The organism is Ruegeria sp. BB7 (assembly GCF_056539365.1).
Genome location: NZ_JBQFUV010000004.1, coordinates 17,788 through 36,853, shown reverse-complemented (window position 1 = coordinate 36,853; position 19,066 = coordinate 17,788). Strand labels below are relative to the sequence as shown.

19 protein-coding genes are annotated in these 19,066 nt (G+C 57.7%); 12 read left to right on the top strand and 7 right to left on the bottom strand.

Annotated features, from left to right (window positions below; all coding sequences use genetic code 11):
• The first annotated feature begins 72 nt into the window (after positions 1–72).
• On the top strand, positions 73–519 hold the full coding sequence (locus tag ACR0D7_RS09375; protein ID WP_480678783.1) for an RrF2 family transcriptional regulator: 447 nt from the start codon (positions 73–75) through the stop codon (positions 517–519).
• Here the strand turns inward: ACR0D7_RS09375 and ACR0D7_RS09370 are convergent.
• Positions 516–3,044, bottom strand: a complete 2,529-nt coding sequence (locus ACR0D7_RS09370; RefSeq protein ID WP_480678782.1) for an ABC transporter permease — start codon at positions 3,042–3,044, stop codon at positions 516–518. The two genes, ACR0D7_RS09375 and ACR0D7_RS09370, sit on opposite strands and share 4 nt — an antisense overlap.
• Positions 3,041–3,736: an ABC transporter ATP-binding protein gene (locus tag ACR0D7_RS09365; protein ID WP_480678781.1), complete on the bottom strand. Its 696-nt coding sequence runs from the start codon at positions 3,734–3,736 to the stop codon at positions 3,041–3,043. The genes ACR0D7_RS09370 and ACR0D7_RS09365 overlap by 4 nt, the downstream gene beginning before the upstream one ends.
• A 47-nt stretch (positions 3,737–3,783) precedes the next feature.
• On the opposite strand from ACR0D7_RS09365, the gene ACR0D7_RS09360 reads away from it, so the two are divergent.
• Positions 3,784–4,422, top strand: coding sequence for an arylesterase (locus tag ACR0D7_RS09360; RefSeq protein ID WP_480678780.1), 639 nt, complete (start codon positions 3,784–3,786; stop codon positions 4,420–4,422).
• Here ACR0D7_RS09360 and ACR0D7_RS09355 read toward each other — a convergent pair whose 3' ends face one another.
• Both ACR0D7_RS09355 and ACR0D7_RS09350 read right to left on the bottom strand, forming a co-directional pair.
• On the bottom strand, positions 4,423–4,983 hold the full coding sequence (locus ACR0D7_RS09355; RefSeq protein WP_480678779.1) for a L,D-transpeptidase: 561 nt from the start codon (positions 4,981–4,983) through the stop codon (positions 4,423–4,425).
• A gap of 190 nt (positions 4,984–5,173) precedes the next feature.
• The gene (locus ACR0D7_RS09350; RefSeq protein ID WP_170378838.1) at positions 5,174–5,380 is read right to left on the bottom strand and encodes a cold-shock protein; all 207 of its coding nucleotides are present in this window, start codon (positions 5,378–5,380) and stop codon (positions 5,174–5,176) included.
• Positions 5,381–5,611: 231 nt separating this feature from the next.
• On the opposite strand from ACR0D7_RS09350, the gene ACR0D7_RS09345 reads away from it, so the two are divergent.
• The gene (locus tag ACR0D7_RS09345) at positions 5,612–6,139 is read left to right on the top strand and encodes an REP-associated tyrosine transposase (protein WP_480678778.1); all 528 of its coding nucleotides are present in this window, start codon (positions 5,612–5,614) and stop codon (positions 6,137–6,139) included.
• Between the two features lie 430 nt (positions 6,140–6,569).
• Here the strand turns inward: ACR0D7_RS09345 and ettA are convergent, their stop codons facing one another.
• The gene (ettA, locus tag ACR0D7_RS09340) at positions 6,570–8,237 is read right to left on the bottom strand and encodes an energy-dependent translational throttle protein EttA (RefSeq protein WP_010442471.1); all 1,668 of its coding nucleotides are present in this window, start codon (positions 8,235–8,237) and stop codon (positions 6,570–6,572) included.
• A 137-nt stretch (positions 8,238–8,374) separates the two neighbouring features.
• Between ettA and ACR0D7_RS09335 the strand changes: the two genes are divergently transcribed.
• From ACR0D7_RS09335 to dacB, 4 genes are all read left to right on the top strand, one after another.
• Positions 8,375–8,848 carry an MOSC domain-containing protein gene (locus tag ACR0D7_RS09335; protein WP_480678777.1) on the top strand — a complete coding sequence of 158 codons (474 nt, stop codon included), beginning with the start codon at positions 8,375–8,377 and terminating at the stop codon, positions 8,846–8,848.
• A 267-nt stretch (positions 8,849–9,115) separates the two neighbouring features.
• Positions 9,116–9,967, top strand: coding sequence for a hypothetical protein (locus ACR0D7_RS09330; RefSeq protein ID WP_480678776.1), 852 nt, complete (start codon positions 9,116–9,118; stop codon positions 9,965–9,967).
• A gap of 116 nt (positions 9,968–10,083) precedes the next feature.
• Entirely contained in the window at positions 10,084–10,704 is a 621-nt protein-coding gene (locus tag ACR0D7_RS09325; protein WP_480678775.1) for a nicotinate-nucleotide adenylyltransferase, read from the top strand.
• Positions 10,705–10,770: 66 nt separating this feature from the next.
• Positions 10,771–12,249 carry a D-alanyl-D-alanine carboxypeptidase/D-alanyl-D-alanine endopeptidase gene (dacB, locus tag ACR0D7_RS09320; protein ID WP_480678774.1) on the top strand — a complete coding sequence of 493 codons (1,479 nt, stop codon included), beginning with the start codon at positions 10,771–10,773 and terminating at the stop codon, positions 12,247–12,249.
• Between the two features lie 2 nt (positions 12,250–12,251).
• Here the strand turns inward: dacB and ACR0D7_RS09315 are convergent, their stop codons facing one another.
• Together ACR0D7_RS09315 and ACR0D7_RS09310 are read right to left on the bottom strand one after the other, a co-directional pair.
• Entirely contained in the window at positions 12,252–12,674 is a 423-nt protein-coding gene (locus ACR0D7_RS09315) for a tellurite resistance TerB family protein (RefSeq protein WP_170386033.1), read from the bottom strand.
• Between the two features lie 82 nt (positions 12,675–12,756).
• Positions 12,757–13,224 (bottom strand): Lrp/AsnC family transcriptional regulator, encoded by a 468-nt coding sequence (locus ACR0D7_RS09310; protein WP_480678773.1) that lies wholly within the window; start codon positions 13,222–13,224, stop codon positions 12,757–12,759.
• 110 nt (positions 13,225–13,334) lie between these two features.
• Here ACR0D7_RS09310 and phhA point away from each other — a divergent pair, with 110 nt between their 5' ends.
• From phhA to ACR0D7_RS09285, 5 genes are all read left to right on the top strand, one after another.
• Positions 13,335–14,135: a phenylalanine 4-monooxygenase gene (gene phhA / locus ACR0D7_RS09305; RefSeq protein ID WP_480678772.1), complete on the top strand. Its 801-nt coding sequence runs from the start codon at positions 13,335–13,337 to the stop codon at positions 14,133–14,135.
• Between the two features lie 7 nt (positions 14,136–14,142).
• The gene (locus ACR0D7_RS09300) at positions 14,143–14,496 is read left to right on the top strand and encodes a 4a-hydroxytetrahydrobiopterin dehydratase (protein WP_480678771.1); all 354 of its coding nucleotides are present in this window, start codon (positions 14,143–14,145) and stop codon (positions 14,494–14,496) included.
• Positions 14,497–14,617: 121 nt separating this feature from the next.
• Positions 14,618–16,192, top strand: a complete 1,575-nt coding sequence (locus ACR0D7_RS09295; RefSeq protein ID WP_480678770.1) for a lysine--tRNA ligase — start codon at positions 14,618–14,620, stop codon at positions 16,190–16,192.
• Positions 16,193–16,240: 48 nt separating this feature from the next.
• On the top strand, positions 16,241–16,642 hold the full coding sequence (locus ACR0D7_RS09290; protein WP_480678769.1) for a DUF4864 domain-containing protein: 402 nt from the start codon (positions 16,241–16,243) through the stop codon (positions 16,640–16,642).
• Between the two features lie 134 nt (positions 16,643–16,776).
• Positions 16,777–19,065 (top strand): glycosyl hydrolase family 28-related protein, encoded by a 2,289-nt coding sequence (locus tag ACR0D7_RS09285; protein WP_480678768.1) that lies wholly within the window; start codon positions 16,777–16,779, stop codon positions 19,063–19,065.
• Position 19,066 lies beyond the last annotated feature (1 nt).

Here is a 19,066-nt window from a genome sequence, read left to right as displayed (position 1 = left end):
GATTGATGTATGTCAAACCGCTTTTTTGCCGGACATGCAATAAGGTCGCGTGTTCAAGTTAGGGAGGTCACTATGCGGATTACCAAACGGACAAACATAGCGGTGCGCCTGTTGATGTACTGCGCCGCCCATCAGGATCGGTTGGTGACAAAAGCCGAGATTGCGGATGTATGCAATATTTCGGAGAACCATCTGGCGCAGGTGATCAACCAGTTGAGCCAGTTGAACTATCTGAGCACTCAGCGGGGCCGTAACGGCGGCATGACTTTGGCACGCGCGGCGGATCAGATCCGTATCGGATCGGTATTCCGCCATGTCGAGGGCAACCTGCCAATAGCTGAATGTTTTGCTGATGCTGACAACACTTGCCCCCTGACGGATGCTTGCCGGTTGCGGCTGGCCCTTCAGGACGCGGCTGAGGTGTTCTATGCCTCGCTGGACGAGATTACGCTAGACGCGCTGGTTTGCGACAATGATCGGCTTTTGCAAATCCTGCAACCCGTGGCCTGCGTCCGCTAGTCGGCGGCGCGCAGGATGCGGGCCGGACGGGCGGCCAGTGCACGCAGGGCAAAGACAAGACCCGCGCCCAGTGTCACAAGGATTCCGGCCAGAATGATGCTCAGGGCCGAGGTCCAGATAACCGTGAACCCGATATCGAATATGTAAGTGGCTACGGCCCAACCTCCTAATATGCCAGCCAGCAAGGCAACGCTACCTGCTGCCGCGCCCAAAAAGACCGAGCGCAGGGCGAAGCTGAGCAATATCCGTTGACGGTCCGCGCTCAATGTCTTGAGGATCGCGGATTCATAGTTGCGTGAGGCTTCCCCTGCTGCGGCTGCCCCTATCAAAACCAGAAATCCGGTCAGCAGGGACACGCCTGCGCCATAGGACGTTGCTGCTGCCAGCCCGGCCAGCAGACCTGAGACTCGGTCGATTGCATCGCGCACCCGGATTGCGGTGATGTTGGGAAACTGGCCTGCAAGATCGCGCAAAATGGCGGCCTCGGCCTGTTCCTCGGCATAGACCGTGGCGATAAAGCTATGTGGGGCTCCGGCCAGAGCAGAAGGGTTCATCGACATGACAAAGCCCATACCAGCGGTCGAAAAGTCGACTTCGCGCAGTGACGTGATCTCGGCAGTGATATCGCGGCCCAGGATATTCACTGTCAGATGGTCGCCTAAGGTTAGGCCCATTTCCTCTGCCTCTTCCGCGGCAAAGCTGACTTGTGGTGTGCCCGTGTAATCTTTGGCCCACCATTCCCCGGCGGTGATACGAGCGTTTTTTGGGGGGATGATGGAATAGGTGACACCTCGATCGCCATCCAACACCCAGTGGTCACCGGCCACCTCTCGCGCGGCCTGTCCGTTGATCTGGGTGATGATCCCGCGCAGCATCGGCGCGCTTTCGACGCGGGTGACGGCAGGATCGGAGTCCAGCCGGTCGGTGAACCCGGCCATTTGATCTTTTTGGATGTCGACAAAGAAATAGGATGGGGCCACGTCCGGCAAATTCACCGAGATTGCACTGCGCAAGGTACCGTCGATCTGGCCGACGGCGGCCAGGACGGACAGGCCCAGCCCTAATGACAGCACCACTGAAGCCGCTCCTTCACGAGGGTCAGAGATGGCCGACAACGCCCATCGCAAGGCCGGACGGCCACGAGCCATAGTGGTGCCGACACGGGCCAGTTTTCGGATTGCCAGCGCGGATAGGGATAAAAGGAGCAGCGCGCCCACCAACCCGCCGCTGGTCCACAGCGTCAGGCGGCTTGAACCGCTGAACCAAGCCGCCGCTGCAATCAACAATGCCAGCCCGATAGCTGTCGCCACGATGAACACCGGACGGGGCAGGGCGCGTGTCGAAGTTAGCGCGTCGCGGAAAAGGGTCGCTGCACGGACTTCCTCGGTCCGGGCCAGGGGCCAGAGCGTGAACAGAAAGGCGGTGAGCACGCCATACAGCATGGCCTCGGCCAGTGGGCGAAGGTACAGCGTGAAAACCGCCGGAACGGGAAGGCGAGCCTCGATCACTGGGGCGAGCAAAAGGGGCAACACTCTGCCCAGTGCAAGGCCCAGAATGATGCCGATGCCGGACAGAACGCCAATCTGGATCATATAAGTCTGAAAGATCGTCGCGCGATCCGCGCCCAACGTGCGCAGAGTGGCGACTGTTTCGGTTTTCTGCGCCAGATAAGCGCGAACAGCAGCCGATACGCCAATGCCGCCAACGGCCAGCCCTGACAGCCCGACCAGAACCAGAAAGGCGCTGAGGCGAGCGACGAATTCGGCAATACCCGGCGCACCGTTACGGGCATCAGTCCAGCGCATTCCTGTGCCGTCGAAACTCTGCCGGGCTACGGCTGACAGGGTAGAGAGGTCGGTTTCGGGTGGTAAATTCAGCCGGTACTTGGTTGCAAACAACGTGCCCGCCGCCAGCAGGCCCGAAGCCCGCAGGTCTTCGGTGCGGACCAGCGTACGTGGCCCCAGCCCAAACCCATCAGCGGCCCCGTCCGGTTCGTGGACGAGTGCTGCGGTCAGGATAAATTCCTGGGTGCCGAGGGCGAACCGATCTCCGACAGACAGGCCCAGCCGGTCAATCAATACAGGGTCCATGACCGCACCGGGCAGGCCTTGTTTGCCACCCAGAGCCGTCGACAGGGGTTGGTCCGGCTCCAAAACGGGGGTGCCCAGCAACGGGTAGACCGCGTCAACAGACTTTACCTGCGTTAGCGCGCGTTGCGCTTCCTCCCCCTGCCGAACAACGGCCATAGATCGGAAATCGACCACTTCGGATACGTCTGTCGCGGCTTGTTCCATCCATTGTCTTTCGCCCTCACTAGCGAAGCGATAGGTGAATTCCATCTGCGCATCGCCACCCAGCATCGTCGCGCCTTCCTGCGCCAGCCCGGCCTCAATCGCGGATCGTACAGACCCAACGGCTGCAATGGCGGCAACACCTAACGCCAGACAGGCGATGAACACGCGAAATCCACGCACCCCGCCGCGCAGTTCTCGACGCGCCAGACGAGCGGCCAGCCGCAAGCTCATTCCGCGGCCTCTTGCTGAACGTCTTCGGCGATGGTTCCGTCCCTCAGGCGCACCACCCGATCGCATTTTCGGGCCAAGCTGTGGCTATGGGTCACCAGAACCAGCGTTGCACCGTGCCTGTCGCGCAGGCCGAACAGCAGGTCGACAATGGCCGCCCCGTTTGTTTCGTCCAGATTGCCGGTAGGTTCGTCCGCCAACAGGATCTGTGGTCGCGGAGCAGAAGCCCGCGCCAGCGCTACCCGCTGTTGCTCGCCGCCCGACAACTGTGCCGGATAGTGATCGCGACGATGCGAGAGGCCAACCGCATCCAGTTCCGCCTCGGCCCGGTCAAACGCATCGCGGTGCCCGGCTAATTCCAGCGGTGTCGCCACGTTCTCCAGTGCGGTCATGGTAGGAATTAAGTGGAAGTTCTGAAACACCACCCCCATCGTATCGCGCCGGAAGCGGGCCAATGCATCTTCGCCCATGTCGGTCAGATCGTGGCCAAGGGCAGTGATCTTGCCAGCCGTTGCCTGCTCTAGACCGCCCATAAGCATCAACAGTGAGGATTTGCCAGATCCGGAAGGTCCAATCAGCCCCAACGTTTCCCCCCGCGCGACGGACAGAGTGATGTCACGCAGGATATTCACCCGCCCGGCATTGCCATCCAGCGACAAAGCGGCATTTTGGAGCGCAAGGACAGGTGTCGTCATAGGTCTTTCCAAGTGGGATCAGTCTATTCGGATATGGAGCAGTTCGGATGTTGCGCAAGGTTTTGATGCTGGTGGTGTTTGTCTGCTGCGGCTTTGCGGCCACAGCTGAGCAGGTGGTGATTGCCGCATTGGGGGATTCTCTGACCCAAGGTTACGGGCTGCCCGAGCAGGATGGTTTCGTGCCTCAGCTGGATCGGTGGCTGCGGGCACAAGGTGCTGAGGTGCGCCTGATCAATGCGGGTGTGTCCGGTGATACCACGGCAGGTGGCGCTGCGCGGGTGGATTGGACGCTGACGCCGGATGTGGACGCGATGATCGTGGCGCTGGGTGGAAACGACCTGTTGCGGGGGATCGACCCGGCTGTGTCGCGCACCAACCTTGAGGCGATTGTTCAGGCGGCAGAGGCCTCGGGTGTCGACGTGCTGTTGGTAGGGATGCGGGCGCCTGGGAATTACGGGGCTGAATACAAAGCAGCTTTCGACGCGATCTATCCCGATTTGGCCGCGGCGTATGGCACGGCATATGCCCCCAGTTTCTTCACCGGTCTGACCGCCGAAAGCGACCCGGATGCCGCCCGCCGCTATATGCAGCCGGACGGCATTCACCCGAATGCCGAGGGCGTCACTTTGATCGTTGAAAGCCTCGGCCCGTATGTTCTGGAGTTGGTTAACGCCACCCAGAAGTGATTAGACGACGGTGACGACGGTTCCGATCGGCACACGCTCATACAGGTCGATCACATGCTCGTTCAGCATGCGGATGCACCCGTTTGAAACCGCGTGACCAATGGTCTGCGGCTGCGTGGTGCCGTGAATGCGGAAATAGGTATCGACGCCGTTCTGAAACAAGTACAGCGCCCGCGCACCCAGCGGATTGTCGCCGCCGCCGGGTTGGACATAGTCATTGTCCTTGAACCGGGCGTAAGTGATGGGCTCGCGCTCGATCATCTCGTCGGTCGGGCGCCAGGTCGGCCACTCTTTCTTGACGTCGATGGTGGCGGTGCCTGTAAACTCCAATCCGGCCTTGCCGACCCCGACGCCATAGCGGATCGCCTTACGTGGCTCGGTCACGTAGTACAGGTAGAAAGACCGAGGCGCGACCAGCAGTTGACCGGGTTGGAACTGTTTCTTGATCCGAACGAATTGCGGCGTGGGATCGTATTCAACAGCTTTTTTCTTAGCCATTGCAACGCCGGGCACTAGGCTAGCGGCGGCAGTTGATGTCAGGAATATACGGCGCGTGAACATGGCAGCTCTCTTCAACAAAACAGTAAAAACTTAACTCTAATGTCGGAATGATAGCTGATTTGGTCAATCGCCGGGCAAAAATAACGAAAGTTTGATGTCATCGCCGGGCCACACTATCGGGCCGGACATGGGCGCCCTTCTGAGGCGTGGGAAAGGAAAGGGCCAAGGAATGCTTGGCCCTTTCAAAAGCTTAGGCCAGCTCGATATTGTCGGCGCTTTCGCGGCCGTCACGACCCGAGCGCAGCTCGTACGTGACTTTCTGGTTGTCGGCCAGGCCGGTCAGGCCCGAACGCTCGACAGCCGAGATGTGTACGAAGATGTCTTTGCCGCCATCTTCGGGCGCGATAAAGCCGTAGCCTTTGGTGGTGTTAAACCATTTTACGGTGCCTGCGGGCATATCCGTTGTCTCCTGTTTAGTGCTGCCCACGTAGATGCGGCAGCCCGGCGTCGTTGTCTGGATCGATAGACTGAGCGCCGTAGAAGGAGACAGTAGGTCGAAATAGAAAAACGTTAGCGCTGTAGATATGGCATTGGGGTGGGGATGTGGCAAGGGGCAGTGTGTGATCCGGCAGCACATCCAATGGTGTTGTAAATGAATTGGTAACCGTACCTGCGGATTATTGCTCACATGACAAACTATCTTCGTGTTCGAATTCCGGGTGCCAAGTACTTCTTCACGGTTTCATTGGCCGACCGCTCGTCAGATCTGTTGATACGAGAAGTCGCGCACCTGCGCTCTGCCTTTGCGGCGACACAGCGGGAGCGGCCATTTTGGTGCGATGCTTTCGTTGTGTTACCTGACCACCTGCACGCGGTTTGGACTATGCCACCGGGGGACGCGGATTATTCGACTCGTTGGCGATTGATCAAAAGCCGATTTGTACGGATCACGGGAGAGATTGGTCCGCGAAGCGGGTCGAAGATTGTCAAACGGGAGCGCGGGATTTGGCAACGCAGGTTTTGGGAGCATTGCATTCGGGACGAACGGGATTACCGCAATCACATGGCATATTGTTGGGGTAATCCGGTTAAACATGGGTTGGTGGAGCATCCTACCGATTGGCCGTATTCGTCAATCCACCGCGATATCCGCGCGGGTCGAGTTGATCCGGAGTGGAGTGGTGGTGTCACCGTAGGGAAATTCGGAGAGCCGTAGGATGGGTGATTCCACCCATCATTTGGACGGTTGGATGTTGGAGAATTGAGGGGTGATGGGTGCGAGCACCCATCCTACGCTTGCTACTCGGAGATTCCTAAGTCCTTTCGCATAACATGCAGTACATTTTGCACGGCGGCCGTGCGTTCAGGTGATCCGGGGTCTGTGCCAACCAGCGTGCTAACCGCTAGGCGTACCGGATGTGGAGCCACGAGTTCGCATCGAGCAACCCAGTGCCCCACATGTAGAGCGGCTTCTTCGGTGCGCTCAATCTCGGACCGATGCATCGCCTGCCACAAGCCTACATACGCATCCTTGCGTTCCTGAAACCTTAACTTCCTACGACTATCCGTACGAGTGAGAATCCATTGAGTAATCACTGTTGCCAGTGATCCAAGGCCTAGTGCACCGATAATGGTGACCCAATCACTCACCGCGCAAACTTCTTATGCTTTAACCGCTTGGGCTCCAGCGCGTCTGGTCCCAGACGGCGCTTTTTGTCCTCTTCGTAATCCTCGAAGTTGCCCTCGAACCACTCCACATGCGCGTCGCCTTCGAAGGCCAGAATATGCGTGCAAATCCGGTCTAGGAAGAAGCGGTCGTGTGAGATGACGACGGCGCAGCCGGCGAAATCGACCAGGGCGTCTTCCAGCGCGCGCAGGGTTTCGACGTCCAGATCGTTGGTTGGTTCGTCGAGCAGCAGGACGTTGCCGCCCTCTTTCAGCAGGCGGGCCATGTGGACGCGGTTGCGCTCACCACCTGACAGCAGCGAGACCTTCTTCTGCTGGTCGCCGCCCTTGAAGTTGAAGGAGGAGCAATAGGCGCGGGAATTGACCTGAGCGTCGCCCAGCTGGATGATCTCAGCGCCGCCGGTGATCGCCTCCCACACGGTGTCGTTGTCTTTGAGGTCGTCGCGGGACTGGTCGACATAGGACAGCTCGACCGTGTCGCCCAGCGTGATGGTGCCGCTGTCGGGCTGTTCCTGACCGGTCAGCATCTTGAACAGGGTCGATTTACCGGCACCGTTGGGACCGATGACACCGACAATGCCGCCGGGGGGCAGGGCGAAATCCAGCCCTTCGATCAGTTGCTTGTCGCCCATGTGTTTCGACAGGCCCTCGACCTCGATCACCTTGCCGCCGAGGCGCTGGCCGTTGGGGATGACGATCTGGGCGCGGGTCAGCTTTTCGCGCTCGGACTGCTCGGCCAGCTCGTTATAGGCGTTGATCCGGGCCTTGGATTTGGCCTGACGGGCCTTCTGACCCTGACGCATCCATTCCAGTTCGCGCTGCAGGGTCTTCTGCTTGGACTTGTCCTCGCGCGCTTCCTGCTCAAGCCGTTTGGCTTTTTGTTCCAGCCATGCGGAATAGTTGCCTTCGTAAGGAATGCCGCGGCCCCGGTCGAGTTCGAGGATCCAGCCAGTGATGTCATCCAGGAAATACCGGTCGTGGGTGACGATCAGGATGGTGCCCTTGTAGTCGATCAGGTGCTGTTGCAGCCAAGCGATGGTCTCGGCGTCAAGGTGGTTGGTCGGTTCGTCGAGCAGCAGCATGTCGGGCGCTTCGAGCAGCAGTTTGCAGAGCGCCACGCGGCGTTTCTCACCCCCCGAGAGGTTGGCGATGTTGGCATCGTCCGGCGGGCAGCGCAGCGCCTCCATCGAGACATCGATCTGGCTGTCGAGGTCCCACAGGTTTTCGGCATCGATCGCGTCCTGCAGGGTGGTCATCTCCTCCATCAACTCGTCGGAGTAGTTCTCGGCGATCTCCATGGCGATTTCGTTGAACCGGTCGACCTTGGCCTTTTTCGCGGCCACGCCCAGCATGACGTTCTCACGGACGGTCAGCGATTCATCTAACTGCGGCTCCTGTGGCAGATAGCCGACTTTGGCACCTTCGGCTGCCCATGCCTCACCAGTGAAGTCAGTGTCGAGGCCCGCCATGATCTTCATCAGCGTCGATTTACCCGCGCCGTTGACGCCTACGACACCGATTTTCACGCCGGGCAGAAAGCTCAGGTGGATGTTTTCAAAGCATTTCTTGCCACCGGGATAGGTCTTGGAGACACCCTGCATGTGGTAGACATATTGATAGGCGGCCATGTCGCGTCCTCTGGGTCGGGAAATTGGGTTGAAACGCTGGATATCCGAGCGGGACGGTCGGGGCAAGCTGGTGGATTTGTGATTTTTACAGGCGGCCCGCACGGGGTAAATTGTATGTGTCGGATAAGGGGGACGGTTTGCCCACATTGTCAGAGTTGATTGCAGGCTGGGCGCAGCCCGGGCGGGTAGCGTGGATCGGCTTGCGGCCGGACCGGCGGGCTGGGATTGAGGTTACAGAGGAAGCCATGATCTCCGCAGACGGCCTTGAAGGCGACCGTAGTCGTGCGGGCAAGCGGGCGGTGACTTTGATTCAGCAGGAGCATTTGACCGCGATTGGGAGCTATCTGGGGCGGGGACCGGTCGCGCCTGAAATCCTGCGGCGTAACTTGGTGGTTTCGGGGATCAATCTGGCAGCGCTCAAAGGACGCGAGGTGCAGGTGGGCGAAGCTATTTTGCGTTTTACCGTCATTTGTGCGCCCTGCAGCCGGATGGAGGAGGCGCTGGGCAAGGGAGGGTATTCCGCCGTGCGTGGACATGGCGGATGGTGCGCTGAAGTCGTCAGGCCGGGGCGCGTTCGATTGCGCGATGCGGTCCGTCCTATTGATCGATAACGACGCTCGGTTCCGCAAGTCAGAATTGGACAGAGAGTTGCAACACCCCATGAGCACTGCCTGGGTAAGTCATCGGGCTGTTACGCTGATCTTCTGATCAGCTACATCAGGGCACGTGTCTGAGATGCTTTAGAATATGAAGGGGCCAGGGTCGCCGCAAGCTGCAGACAAACAAAGTAGTGCTTTTAACTCTTGGTGATATACTTGGCCAAAGTCCGCTTGGTATTTTGAGACTTTTGGAGTTCGGTTTTGTTCAAGGAGTAATGAGTGAAGCGTATCCTACAATCGTCGTTAATTGGAATTCCTGTGTTGTTAATGTTGGCAGCGATCCTGTCAAAGCAGGGCTTGCCTTTATTAAATTTCTCCCCAAGGACTTGGCTGTATGTGTCGATTTCGGCTGTGTGCGTCGTCTTTTTCTGGCGCCTGGTCGAACGGGATTTCGTTCCGAATGAAGTCGTAGAGCCTAGCAGAAATGCACATCCACGATGGTTGATTGCGTGCCTCGCCACAATCGCGTTTGGGCTGCCTCTCGTCGTGATGATTGCAACCGTCGCGCAGCCATGGTGGGAGCCGGGTGATCTTTTGCGCGACCCGCTCAATATTGTAACTCGGAGGATAAACAGGACCGGTAGTATCGCCGATTGTTGCGGTTCTGAAGTCGGCGCAGTGTCGTTATTGGGTAATTTGATAACTATGGCCGCCGCTGCAATCTTTGGTTTTGCAGCCATTCAACGTGCTTTGACCGTTGGGAAACTGGATGGCGGCGTGCTTTTGTGTTTGCTTGGATTCTGCTTTGCAACTGTCATAACGCTGGACGATCTGTTCCGATTGCATGAGTCCCATCAAAGGAAGTTTGTCGTCTTCTATGCGACCAGCCTAGGCGCGATCGCATGCCTCAGTTGGTATTGGCAGCGTTGGTTCGAAAATAATTTCTTGGCGGCAACGGCCCTGTTCTTTGTTGGCTCCATCGTGATTGATACAGTTTTTGAGCACCATTTTGGCGAGTATCGCGTAGTTATCGAGGACGGGCTGAAATTGTTCGGTTTTTGCTGCCTTTTGGCCTATTCGTTGACCTCGGGGTTGAGATTGGCCTTGGGGCCCCCAAACGGAACCGATTGAACCAGGCGGGATGTACTGTGAGAAGTGTCTGATCAGTTAAACATGTTACCTGCTGTGGCGTGATCACCGTTCCTATGTGATTGACAAGCGTTAATTTCTTTGAACATCAGCAAAGGATGTTTCGAAGCGCGATCCCTTATGCAAGACCTGGACAAGTCATTGGTTTGTTCGGCGGGTCATTTGACCCACCGCATCAGGGGCACGTGCATGTCACGTCGGAAGCGATGAAGGCATTTGGGCTGGATCAGGTTTGGTGGCTGGTGTCACCGGGAAACCCGCTCAAGGTGAAGGGGCCTGCTCCGTTGGCGAAGCGTCTGCGTGCGGCAGGTGAAGTGATGCGTCATCCTCGGGTCGAAATTACGGATATCGAGAGGCAGACGGGAACGCGTGCAACGGCGGATACGTTGGCAATCTTACAGCGGTTGTACCCGCAGGTGCGGTTTGTCTGGTTGATGGGGGCCGACAATCTGGCACAATTTCACAAGTGGAAAGACTGGCGGTTGATCATGGACAGCGTGCCGGTAGGCGTGGTGGCGCGGCCGGGGGACCGGATTTCGGCGCGGATGTCGCCTGCGGCGCGGTTATACGGCAAATACCGCATCGATGGACATGCACGGCATCTGCTTGGGCGGGCGCATGCTCCGGCCTGGTGTTTTGTGAATGTACCGATGGTTGATGTCAGCTCGACCGAGATCAGGACGCGCGGCGGATGGGGCGATGAGGTGTTGCCTGAATAGCCCCCATGGGCGCATAATCCCATTCGATGGTTGTTTGCCTGTGATCTCTGGGATTTTAATTGACCCATGGTTGATCTTGTTTCGCGTCGTTTGTTTCTTGCAGGTCTTGGGGCTTCGGTTGTGTCACGCGCGGCCTTGGCAGATGCACCGTTGCAATCGTTGCGTCCGCAGCTGCGTGGGGATATTCCAAGCGGGGCCGAGCGCTTAATCCACGCAGCAGGATTACGAGGCGAGGTTGCCTTTGCGGTCGCAGATGTGAAATCCGGTGCTCAGCTTGAGGCATTTGGCGGTGATCAAGGCCTGCCGCCTGCAAGTGTGGCAAAGGCGCTGACCGCGCTTTATGCGCTGGATGTTCTTGGGGCGGATTATCGGTTCGAAACCGCGTTGATGGCGGATGGTCCGATTGTGAACGGTATTCTGGAGGGTGATCTGATCCTTGTGGGGGGCGGAGACCCTCTACTGGACACCGATGATCTGGCGACGATGGCCGCCAACTTGCGCGAGGCGGGCATTACCGAGGTACGCGGGTCGTTCAAGGTTTATGACGGGGCGTTGCCATATGTATTCAGCATTGATCCGGGGCAACCGGATCATCTGGGTTACAGCCCGGCCATCAGCGGCATCGCGTTGAATTTCAATCGCGTGCATTTCGAATGGAAACGTGCGGGAACCGATTACAACGTTTCTATGGATGCTCGTACTGCCCGATACACACCGTCGGTCGATATGGCGTCTATGCGGGTCGAAAAACGGAGTTTGCCAATCTACACATACCAGCGGAGCGCGCGGCAGGATCGTTGGACAGTGGCGAGGGGTGCGTTGGGCAAGGGCGGCGCACGATGGTTGCCGGTGCGCAAGCCCGCGCTTTATGCGGGTGATGTTTTCCGGACTTTGGCCCGGTCTAACGGTATCGTACTGGGCCGCGTGCAGATCACGCGGGAAGCGCCGCAGGGGACTGTTCTGGTGGTGCACCAAAGCGACCCACTTGAGAGCATCCTCCGCGGAATGCTGAAATACTCGACGAATGTGACGGCGGAAATGGTCGGGATGATGGCGTCGAAAGTGCGTGCTGCGGACATTCAGAACCTTTCAGAGTCCGCAGCGGAAATGAACCGTTGGGCGAGTGAGACCTATGGGGCGACCGGAATTGCGATGGTGGACCACTCGGGGCTCGGGGATGCTTCGCGTGTGGCTCCGGAGGATTTTGTGACTGTGCTGGTTGCAGCGCGGAAGGATGGGGCATTGCGGCCGCTGCTGAAAAAATTCACTCTGGTTGATAGTCAGGGCCGCCCGGTCAAAGATCATCCTATAAAGGTGGACGCCAAGACCGGGACGCTGAATTTCGTGTCGGGACTTGGCGGATTCATAACCGCGCCTGATGGCTCGGAATTGGCCTTTGCCATCTTTACCGCCGATGTGGATCATCGCGCGACCATCCCCCGCGCACTGCGCGAACGTCCGGAGGGCGCGCGCAGTTGGAACAGTAGGTCGCGCAAGCTGCAACGCGCGTTGATCGAACGCTGGGGAACGTTACAGGGTAGCTAGGATTAGGTCGTGTGACGTGCCCGAGCGCCGCGTTCAATAGCTGCGGCGTGCAGGCGGTCGATGTTCAGTTCATAGCGGATTTCTTCCAGCAGACGCAGTTCAGTTTCTGCTAGGGAACCGTCTGCGGCCGCCACGTCGCAAGCCAATGCGTAGGCGGTCTCGTTCAACCGTTCGGGCAGGTTATCACGGATCAGGCCGAACAGGGCGTCCAGCCCGTCCTCTTGCTCGAATAGGTCAAACACAGTCTGCGACACTCGACGTGTGCGGTCGATGTCGTATTCGGCAAAGACCGGCAGCATGTTGACCGCGCCTTCGATCTTGACCAGTTCGGCCGTGCGGATGGTTTCATCCGACGCAGAAACCGCAACCATGATCGCGACAAGGCAATCCTGTGGGGACATCGGGTGGGGTACTTGTTCGGTCATGGTTTTGTCCTGATTGGGCTTTTCTGCACCGGCACGATAGGAGGGCTGGCGGGCAGGTTCAACGGATTTTCCAGATGCCTGGTCATAGAATCGGCAACGGCCCGCGCGTTTTGGTCTGACGCAGCACAAAATTGCTGCGCGTGTCGCGAACAAGCCCCGATTTGAGCAACCGCTGCATAATGAAATGTTCCAGGTCTTCGGGCGTTTTGGCGTAGACCTTCAGGATGAAGTCGTGATCTCCGGTGATCGAGGCACATTCGACGATCTGTGGTTCGGTCTCAACCAAGCGCAGGAATGAGGTGATGCTGTCCTCTTGATGGTCGCGTAGCGCCACGTGGACGTATGCGATAGCGTCCAACCCCACGGATTTGGCGCGAACCTGCGCAATGTAGCCGGACACCACTCCGGACGCTTCCAAATCGCGCACACGCCGCCAGCATTGCGATGCTGACAGGCCGGTGCGGTCTGCAAGCTCTTGCATCGACAAGCGGCCATCTGTCTGAAGTTCCTGAAGGATGGAGATGTCAGCGGGTTGAAGAGTTTGTTTCACAAAAGATGATCCTGCGAGATATATTTGCCAAATTACTCTAAAAGCGATGATGATCCAAAGCAAAATCATCAGGAGACGCGGGCTATACTTTTCTCTAAGGAGGAATGGATATGCCAAAGTCGACCAAATATGTCGCCAAATTGGCGGATGAACGCGGCCATATTGCCTATACACCTGAAGAGGATGCAGTTTGGGCTGATCTCTATGCTGCCCAAGAGAAAAATGTACAGCGTTACATGGCACGGGACTATCTGGCCGGATTGGAGCGCTTGGAATTGCCGAAAACCTGCGTGCCCTCCTGTGCGGATATTTCCGAGCGGCTGATGGACATGACCGGCTGGCGTGTGCAGCCGGTGCCTGCGCTGATCGGGTTCAAAACTTTCTTTGGCATGTTGGCCGACCGGGTATTTCCAGCTGCATCCTTCATCCGATCGCGCGAGGATTTCGATTACATTGAGGAGCCCGACATCTTTCATGAAATCTTCGGCCACACGCCCTTGCTGAGCGATCCGCGTTTTGCAGCCTTCAGCCATGCCATTGGCAAGGCCGGGGTACAGGCGGGCGACAAGGATTATTCCTGGCTGATCCGTCTCTATTGGTTCTCGATCGAGTTCGGGCTGCGTCGGCAGGACGGAAAGATCAAGGCGCTGGGGTCCGGGCTTGCATCTTCGCCAACCGAACTTGTCTATGCGGTGGAAAGCGACATTCCTGACCGTGATCCGTTCGATATCCTGACGATCCTGCGTACGCCCTATCGGATCGATATGCAACAGATGGGCTATTTCGTGCTAAACTCGCCCGAGGAACTGTTTGCAGCTGCGGATCGTGATCTGCTGGCGGATGTGCGCCAAGCACAGTCCCTTGGGTTGCTGCCAAACAAGTTCCCCGAAAAAGCAACTGCAGCGGAGTGAGCGGATCATGACCACATCAGGAGAAACCTGCAGCCTTTCAGACCGCACCTGCGTGCCCTGTTCCGGAGGAGTGCCGGCCTTGACCCGGGACGAGGCAAACACCCACATGGCCGAGCTTTCGTCCGACTGGAAGCTGGACGCAGGGGCTAAAGAACTCAGCCGTCACTACAAGTTCAAAGGGTTCGCCAAGGCAACCTATCTGGCCAATCTCTGCGCCTGGCTGGCCGATCAGCAGGGGCATCATCCGGATGTGTCGTTCGGCTGGGGTTATGTGGACGTTAAACTGACCACCCATGAAATCGGCGGCCTCAGCGAGAATGACTTCATCTGGGCCGCCAAACTGGACCAGTTGACCGCGTAAATCGGCCTTCCCATAAGGAAAAACCCCGCAGTTTATTGACTCATGCTGCACCGGCACAATAGGAGGGGCCGGTCGGCTGCAAAGGGCGGCCGGCGCTGTTTTTCCCGATGGAGCAAATCTGATGTCTGAACTGCGTGAAACCGCGATGTCGTCCAAGGCCTGGCCTTTTGAAGAGGCGCGCCGGTTGCTCAAACGCTATCAAAAGGGCGCTCCGGAGAAAGGCTATGTGCTGTTCGAAACCGGCTATGGCCCCTCGGGCTTGCCGCATATCGGCACCTTTGGCGAAGTTGCTCGCACCACGATGGTCAAGCGTGCGTTTGAGGCGCTGTCGGATATTCCGACCAAGCTGATCTGTTTCTCGGACGATCTGGACGGTATGCGGAAAGTACCGACCAACGTGCCGAACCCGGAAATTCTGGAGCAGCATTTGCAACGCCCGCTGACATCGGTGCCTGATCCGTTTGGTGAATACGACAGCTTCGGTGAGCACAACAACGCGATGCTGCGGCGGTTTCTAGACACGTTTGGGTTTGAGTATGAGTTCTACTCGGCCAAAGAATTTTATGAGTCCGGGCAGTTTGATGAGGTTCTAAAACGTGCGGTCGAACGCTATGAAGAGATCATGGCGATCATGCTCAAAAGCCTGCGGGAAGAGCGCCAGCAGACTTATTCGATCTTCCTGCCGCTGCACCCCGAAAGCGGACGGGTGATGTATGTACCGATGAAAAAGGTCTGTGCCGAGACCTACACCGTGACCTTTGACGATGAGACGGGCAAGGAGTGGACCGTTCCCGTCACCGGCGGCAACGTCAAGCTGCAGTGGAAGCCGGATTTCGGGGCTCGCTGGGCGGCGCTGGGTGTTGATTTCGAGATGTACGGCAAAGAACACGCCACCAACGAAAAGATCTATGATGCGATCTGCCGGGCCTTGGGTGGCCGAGCGCCCGAGCATTTCTCGTACGAGTTGTTTCTGGATGAGAACGGGCAAAAGATCTCGAAGTCGTCGGGCAATGGCGTCTCGATCGACGAATGGCTGACCTATGCTCCGACCGAGAGCCTGTCCTATTTCATGTATCAAAAGCCTAAGACGGCCAAGCGGATGCATTTCGACGTGATCCCCAAAGCGTATGATGAGTACCATCAGCAGTTGCGTGCCTATCCGGGGCAGGAATTGAAGGCCCAGTTGAACAATCCGGTCTGGCACATCCATGGCGGCAAAGTACCCGAGTCCACGCTGATGGTGCCATTTGCGATGTTGCTGAACCTGGCCTCGGTTTCGGGTGCCGAGGACAAAGAGGCGCTGTGGGGCTTCATCCGCCGTTACGCCCCAGAGGCCACGGCTGAGACGCATCCAGATCTGGATCAGGCTGCGGGATTCGCTGTGCGTTACTTCAACGATTTCGTCAAACCGACCCGTCAGCATCGCGCTCCGACCGACCAAGAGCGCGAGGCGCTGGAGGCACTGAAAGCCGCGCTTGAGGCCTATGACGGCCCGGTCGAGGATGAGGCGCTACAATCGGTGGTCTACTCCATTGGACGCGAGCGGTTCGACCCGATGCGCGGCTGGTTCACTGCTCTTTACGAGGTGCTGCTGGGCGCTTCGCAAGGCCCGCGGTTCGGTGGTTTCATCGCGCTCTATGGCGTGCCTGAGACCATCGCATTGATCGACAAGGCACTGGCCGGAGAACTGGTCTGATTTGATCTGATGCCGCGTGGGGCTACTCTTTCAACAGGAGGTAGCCCCATGCGTCGTTTATTGCTTGCTTTATCCCTGAGCGTCGGTTTGGCCTCGGGCGCGTTTGCCCAGAGTGATGAGATTGAGGCGAATATTTCGGCGCAGATACAAGCCTTCAAGGTGGATGATTTTGACACCGCTTTCACCTTTGCCAGCCCCAATATCCAACGCCTTTTCCAGACGCCCGAGACCTTTGGGGTGATGGTCAAACGCGGCTATCCGATGGTCTGGCGGCCCGCAGATGTGCGGTTTCTGGAACTGCGTGAAGTGGCGGGCTCGCTGTGGCAGAAGGTCATGATCACCGACGGTACGGGCCGGGTGCATATACTCGACTATCAGATGGTGCCGTTGGAAAACGGATGGAAAATCAACGGAGTGCAGCTGCTGGGCAACTCTGATCCGACCGCCTGATGCAACACCACCGTCACGGTGACATGAGCGGCGGTTAATTCCTTTTCGGTACTCAGGCTTTTGCGTTTGGGGCGGCGTCTCTGGGCACTGCGTTTATGCGCGCTGATGCGGCGCGATTGGGAAAGGGATTTTACATGAACAAGGCAATCACCGACGGCATCGTTTTCATGCCGCCTGCTTTTGCAAATGGCCTGAATGTGTGGTCCAGCAGCGACGGGACACCGGGCTCGCCCACCTATGACGGATCGGGTACTGGCGCTTTCGTTCCGGCCGATGCGGATTTCGGTGGGTGCCTTGAAATCCTGAAGGTCGAAGCCACCCAACATCTTCGCTATATGGGGCAGACGCCGCTGCTGCCGGGGTGCTATTTGCAGATCAAGGCGCGGGTGAAAGCCATCAGCGGTCCGTTGCCCGAAGTACGCATTGCCGGTTGGGCTGGCGGCGCCGGAGACGTGCAGGTCGTGGGTGTGGTCGAACAGGGCCCTGCAACGCAACTTTCCGGTTATGGCACGGTGCATGAGATCACGGCCATTGTGGGTACTGGTCAGCGCCCCGGCGTGGATATGCCATGGGGTGTCGACGCACTGTATGGGCATTTTGGTCTGGATGTCGACGGCGCGAACGGGGCGGTGATCCGGGTCGACGATATCGAGATCACAGACGTCACCGGAGTATTCCTGCGCAACTTGATCAGTTTGGTCGATGTACGTGATTTCGGAGCTGTTGGCGACGGCGTCACAGATGACTCGACCGCGTTTGAGGCAGCGGATCAGGCCGCGAATGGACGACGCGTCTTTGTGCCGTATGGCACATATTTTCTGGCGGAAAACACGTCGATGACATCCGAGATGGATTTTGAGGGCACCGTTACAATGCCCGACGACAAGATGTTGCTGCTGACCAAGAATTTTGACCTACCAACCTATATCAACGCCTTCGGTGATGAAATGCTGGCGTTCAAAAAGGCGTTTCAGGCGCTGCTGAATAACTCGGACCACGAGTCGTTGGACATGGGCGGACGCAAAGTGTCGGTCTCAGAGCCTATCGACATGGCCGCGGCCGCCCCAAACCGACAAAGCGGCTTTTCCACTCGGCGCGTGATCCGCAATGGACAGTTCGACGTCAAAAGTAGCCCAGCCTGGGATACCGAGACATTCACTTCGGTCGCAACCTATAACCCGTCCGATCCAACCCGTTTGACCAACGTAGCCAACGTAGCCAACATTCCGGTTGGTGCGCTGGTGCAGGGTAGCGGGGTTGGACGCGAGATCTATGTCCTCTCCAAAAACGAAGGCGCGGGTGAGATCACGCTGAATGCGCCGATCTATGATGCCTCTGGTACACAGACCTTCACCTTTCAGTCCTTCAAATACCTGCTGGATTTCAGCGGTTTCAGCACGCTGCGAAAATTCGGGATGGAAGAGATCGAGTTTCAGTGCAATGGCCGAAGCAGCGGTATCCGGTTGGCCCCGTCAGGCAGCACCTTTGCGATTTCGAATTGTTTCATCAGCCGCCCCAAGGACCGCGGGATCACCTCGATCGGGACAGGCTGTCAGGGTATGTTGATCGACAATTGCCAATTCCTGTCGACAGAAGAAAGTTTCAACGTTTCGGATCGTAAGTCCATTGCTCTGAACACCACGGCCAATGACGTAAAGCTGCGCCACAATCGAGCGGTCCGGTTCCTGCACTTTGCTGTTCTGGGCGGGACGAACAATATGATCCTGGGCAATCACTTTTTCCAAGGTGACAGCATCCCGCAAGGTGTTCGCAGCGCTGGCCTGATCATGATCGGGACGTACAACAGCTCGACCATCTCTGAGAATTACGTCGATAACTGTTTTGTGGAATGGACCAATGAACGGGATGCTGACCCAGTTTACACTGCCGGGTTCTCGTTCAGCTCAATGGCTATCACCGACAATATCTTCTACTCGAGCGAGGTTGCCCCTTGGTTTAGCTGTCTCGTCATCCGTCCGCACGGGGCTGGGCATTTCCTGAACGGCGTCGTGGTGACCGGGAACAAGTTCCGCTCAACGAGCGGAAATATTGATCGTGCGGAACGGGTGGACACCACTTTTGCTGATCTTAACCAACTTGCACACCGGGACGTGACGTTTGAGAACAACACCTTCCACGGGGTCACAACGAAGGTTGCCAACCCATTGCGCGTTCGGCACACGCAAAGCTCGGCCTCCAGTGTTTGGGCGGTTCAGACTGCTGGTGGATTACCCTTCAACGGCTTTGCGCGCAGTTGCGATGCGGTCTCCGTTTTAGGACCTTTGAAAACGGTCTTTGGTTCGACCACATTTGGCACCCCTTACGCAGAGTTGGAAAAGGGTGCGGAAAAGGATGCCATCAACCTACGCTGGCCCGAGTCTGTAAGCGGCGAAGTCTCAGCAATAATCCGAATGGAGCGCTAAC

Excerpts from the sequence above, each read along its gene's own strand:
- ACR0D7_RS09355 (WP_480678779.1), bottom strand. The coding sequence starts at position 4,983 with ATGTTCACGCGCCGTATATTCCTGACATCAACTGCCGCCGCTAGCCTA.
- ACR0D7_RS09315 (WP_170386033.1), bottom strand. The coding sequence starts at position 12,674 with ATGACCGAACAAGTACCCCACCCGATGTCCCCACAGGATTGCCTTGTC.
- ACR0D7_RS09325 (WP_480678775.1), top strand. The coding sequence starts at position 10,084 with ATGTTTCGAAGCGCGATCCCTTATGCAAGACCTGGACAAGTCATTGGT.
- dacB (WP_480678774.1), top strand. The coding sequence starts at position 10,771 with ATGGTTGATCTTGTTTCGCGTCGTTTGTTTCTTGCAGGTCTTGGGGCT.
- ACR0D7_RS09370 (WP_480678782.1), bottom strand. The coding sequence starts at position 3,044 with ATGAGCTTGCGGCTGGCCGCTCGTCTGGCGCGTCGAGAACTGCGCGGC.
- ACR0D7_RS09285 (WP_480678768.1), top strand. The coding sequence starts at position 16,777 with ATGAACAAGGCAATCACCGACGGCATCGTTTTCATGCCGCCTGCTTTT.
- ACR0D7_RS09350 (WP_170378838.1), bottom strand. The coding sequence starts at position 5,380 with ATGCCCGCAGGCACCGTAAAATGGTTTAACACCACCAAAGGCTACGGC.
- ACR0D7_RS09360 (WP_480678780.1), top strand. The coding sequence starts at position 3,784 with ATGTTGCGCAAGGTTTTGATGCTGGTGGTGTTTGTCTGCTGCGGCTTT.
- ACR0D7_RS09375 (WP_480678783.1), top strand. The coding sequence starts at position 73 with ATGCGGATTACCAAACGGACAAACATAGCGGTGCGCCTGTTGATGTAC.
- phhA (WP_480678772.1), top strand. The coding sequence starts at position 13,335 with ATGCCAAAGTCGACCAAATATGTCGCCAAATTGGCGGATGAACGCGGC.
- ACR0D7_RS09295 (WP_480678770.1), top strand. The coding sequence starts at position 14,618 with ATGTCTGAACTGCGTGAAACCGCGATGTCGTCCAAGGCCTGGCCTTTT.
- ACR0D7_RS09365 (WP_480678781.1), bottom strand. The coding sequence starts at position 3,736 with ATGACGACACCTGTCCTTGCGCTCCAAAATGCCGCTTTGTCGCTGGAT.
- ACR0D7_RS09290 (WP_480678769.1), top strand. The coding sequence starts at position 16,241 with ATGCGTCGTTTATTGCTTGCTTTATCCCTGAGCGTCGGTTTGGCCTCG.
- ACR0D7_RS09345 (WP_480678778.1), top strand. The coding sequence starts at position 5,612 with ATGACAAACTATCTTCGTGTTCGAATTCCGGGTGCCAAGTACTTCTTC.
- ettA (WP_010442471.1), bottom strand. The coding sequence starts at position 8,237 with ATGGCCGCCTATCAATATGTCTACCACATGCAGGGTGTCTCCAAGACC.
- ACR0D7_RS09300 (WP_480678771.1), top strand. The coding sequence starts at position 14,143 with ATGACCACATCAGGAGAAACCTGCAGCCTTTCAGACCGCACCTGCGTG.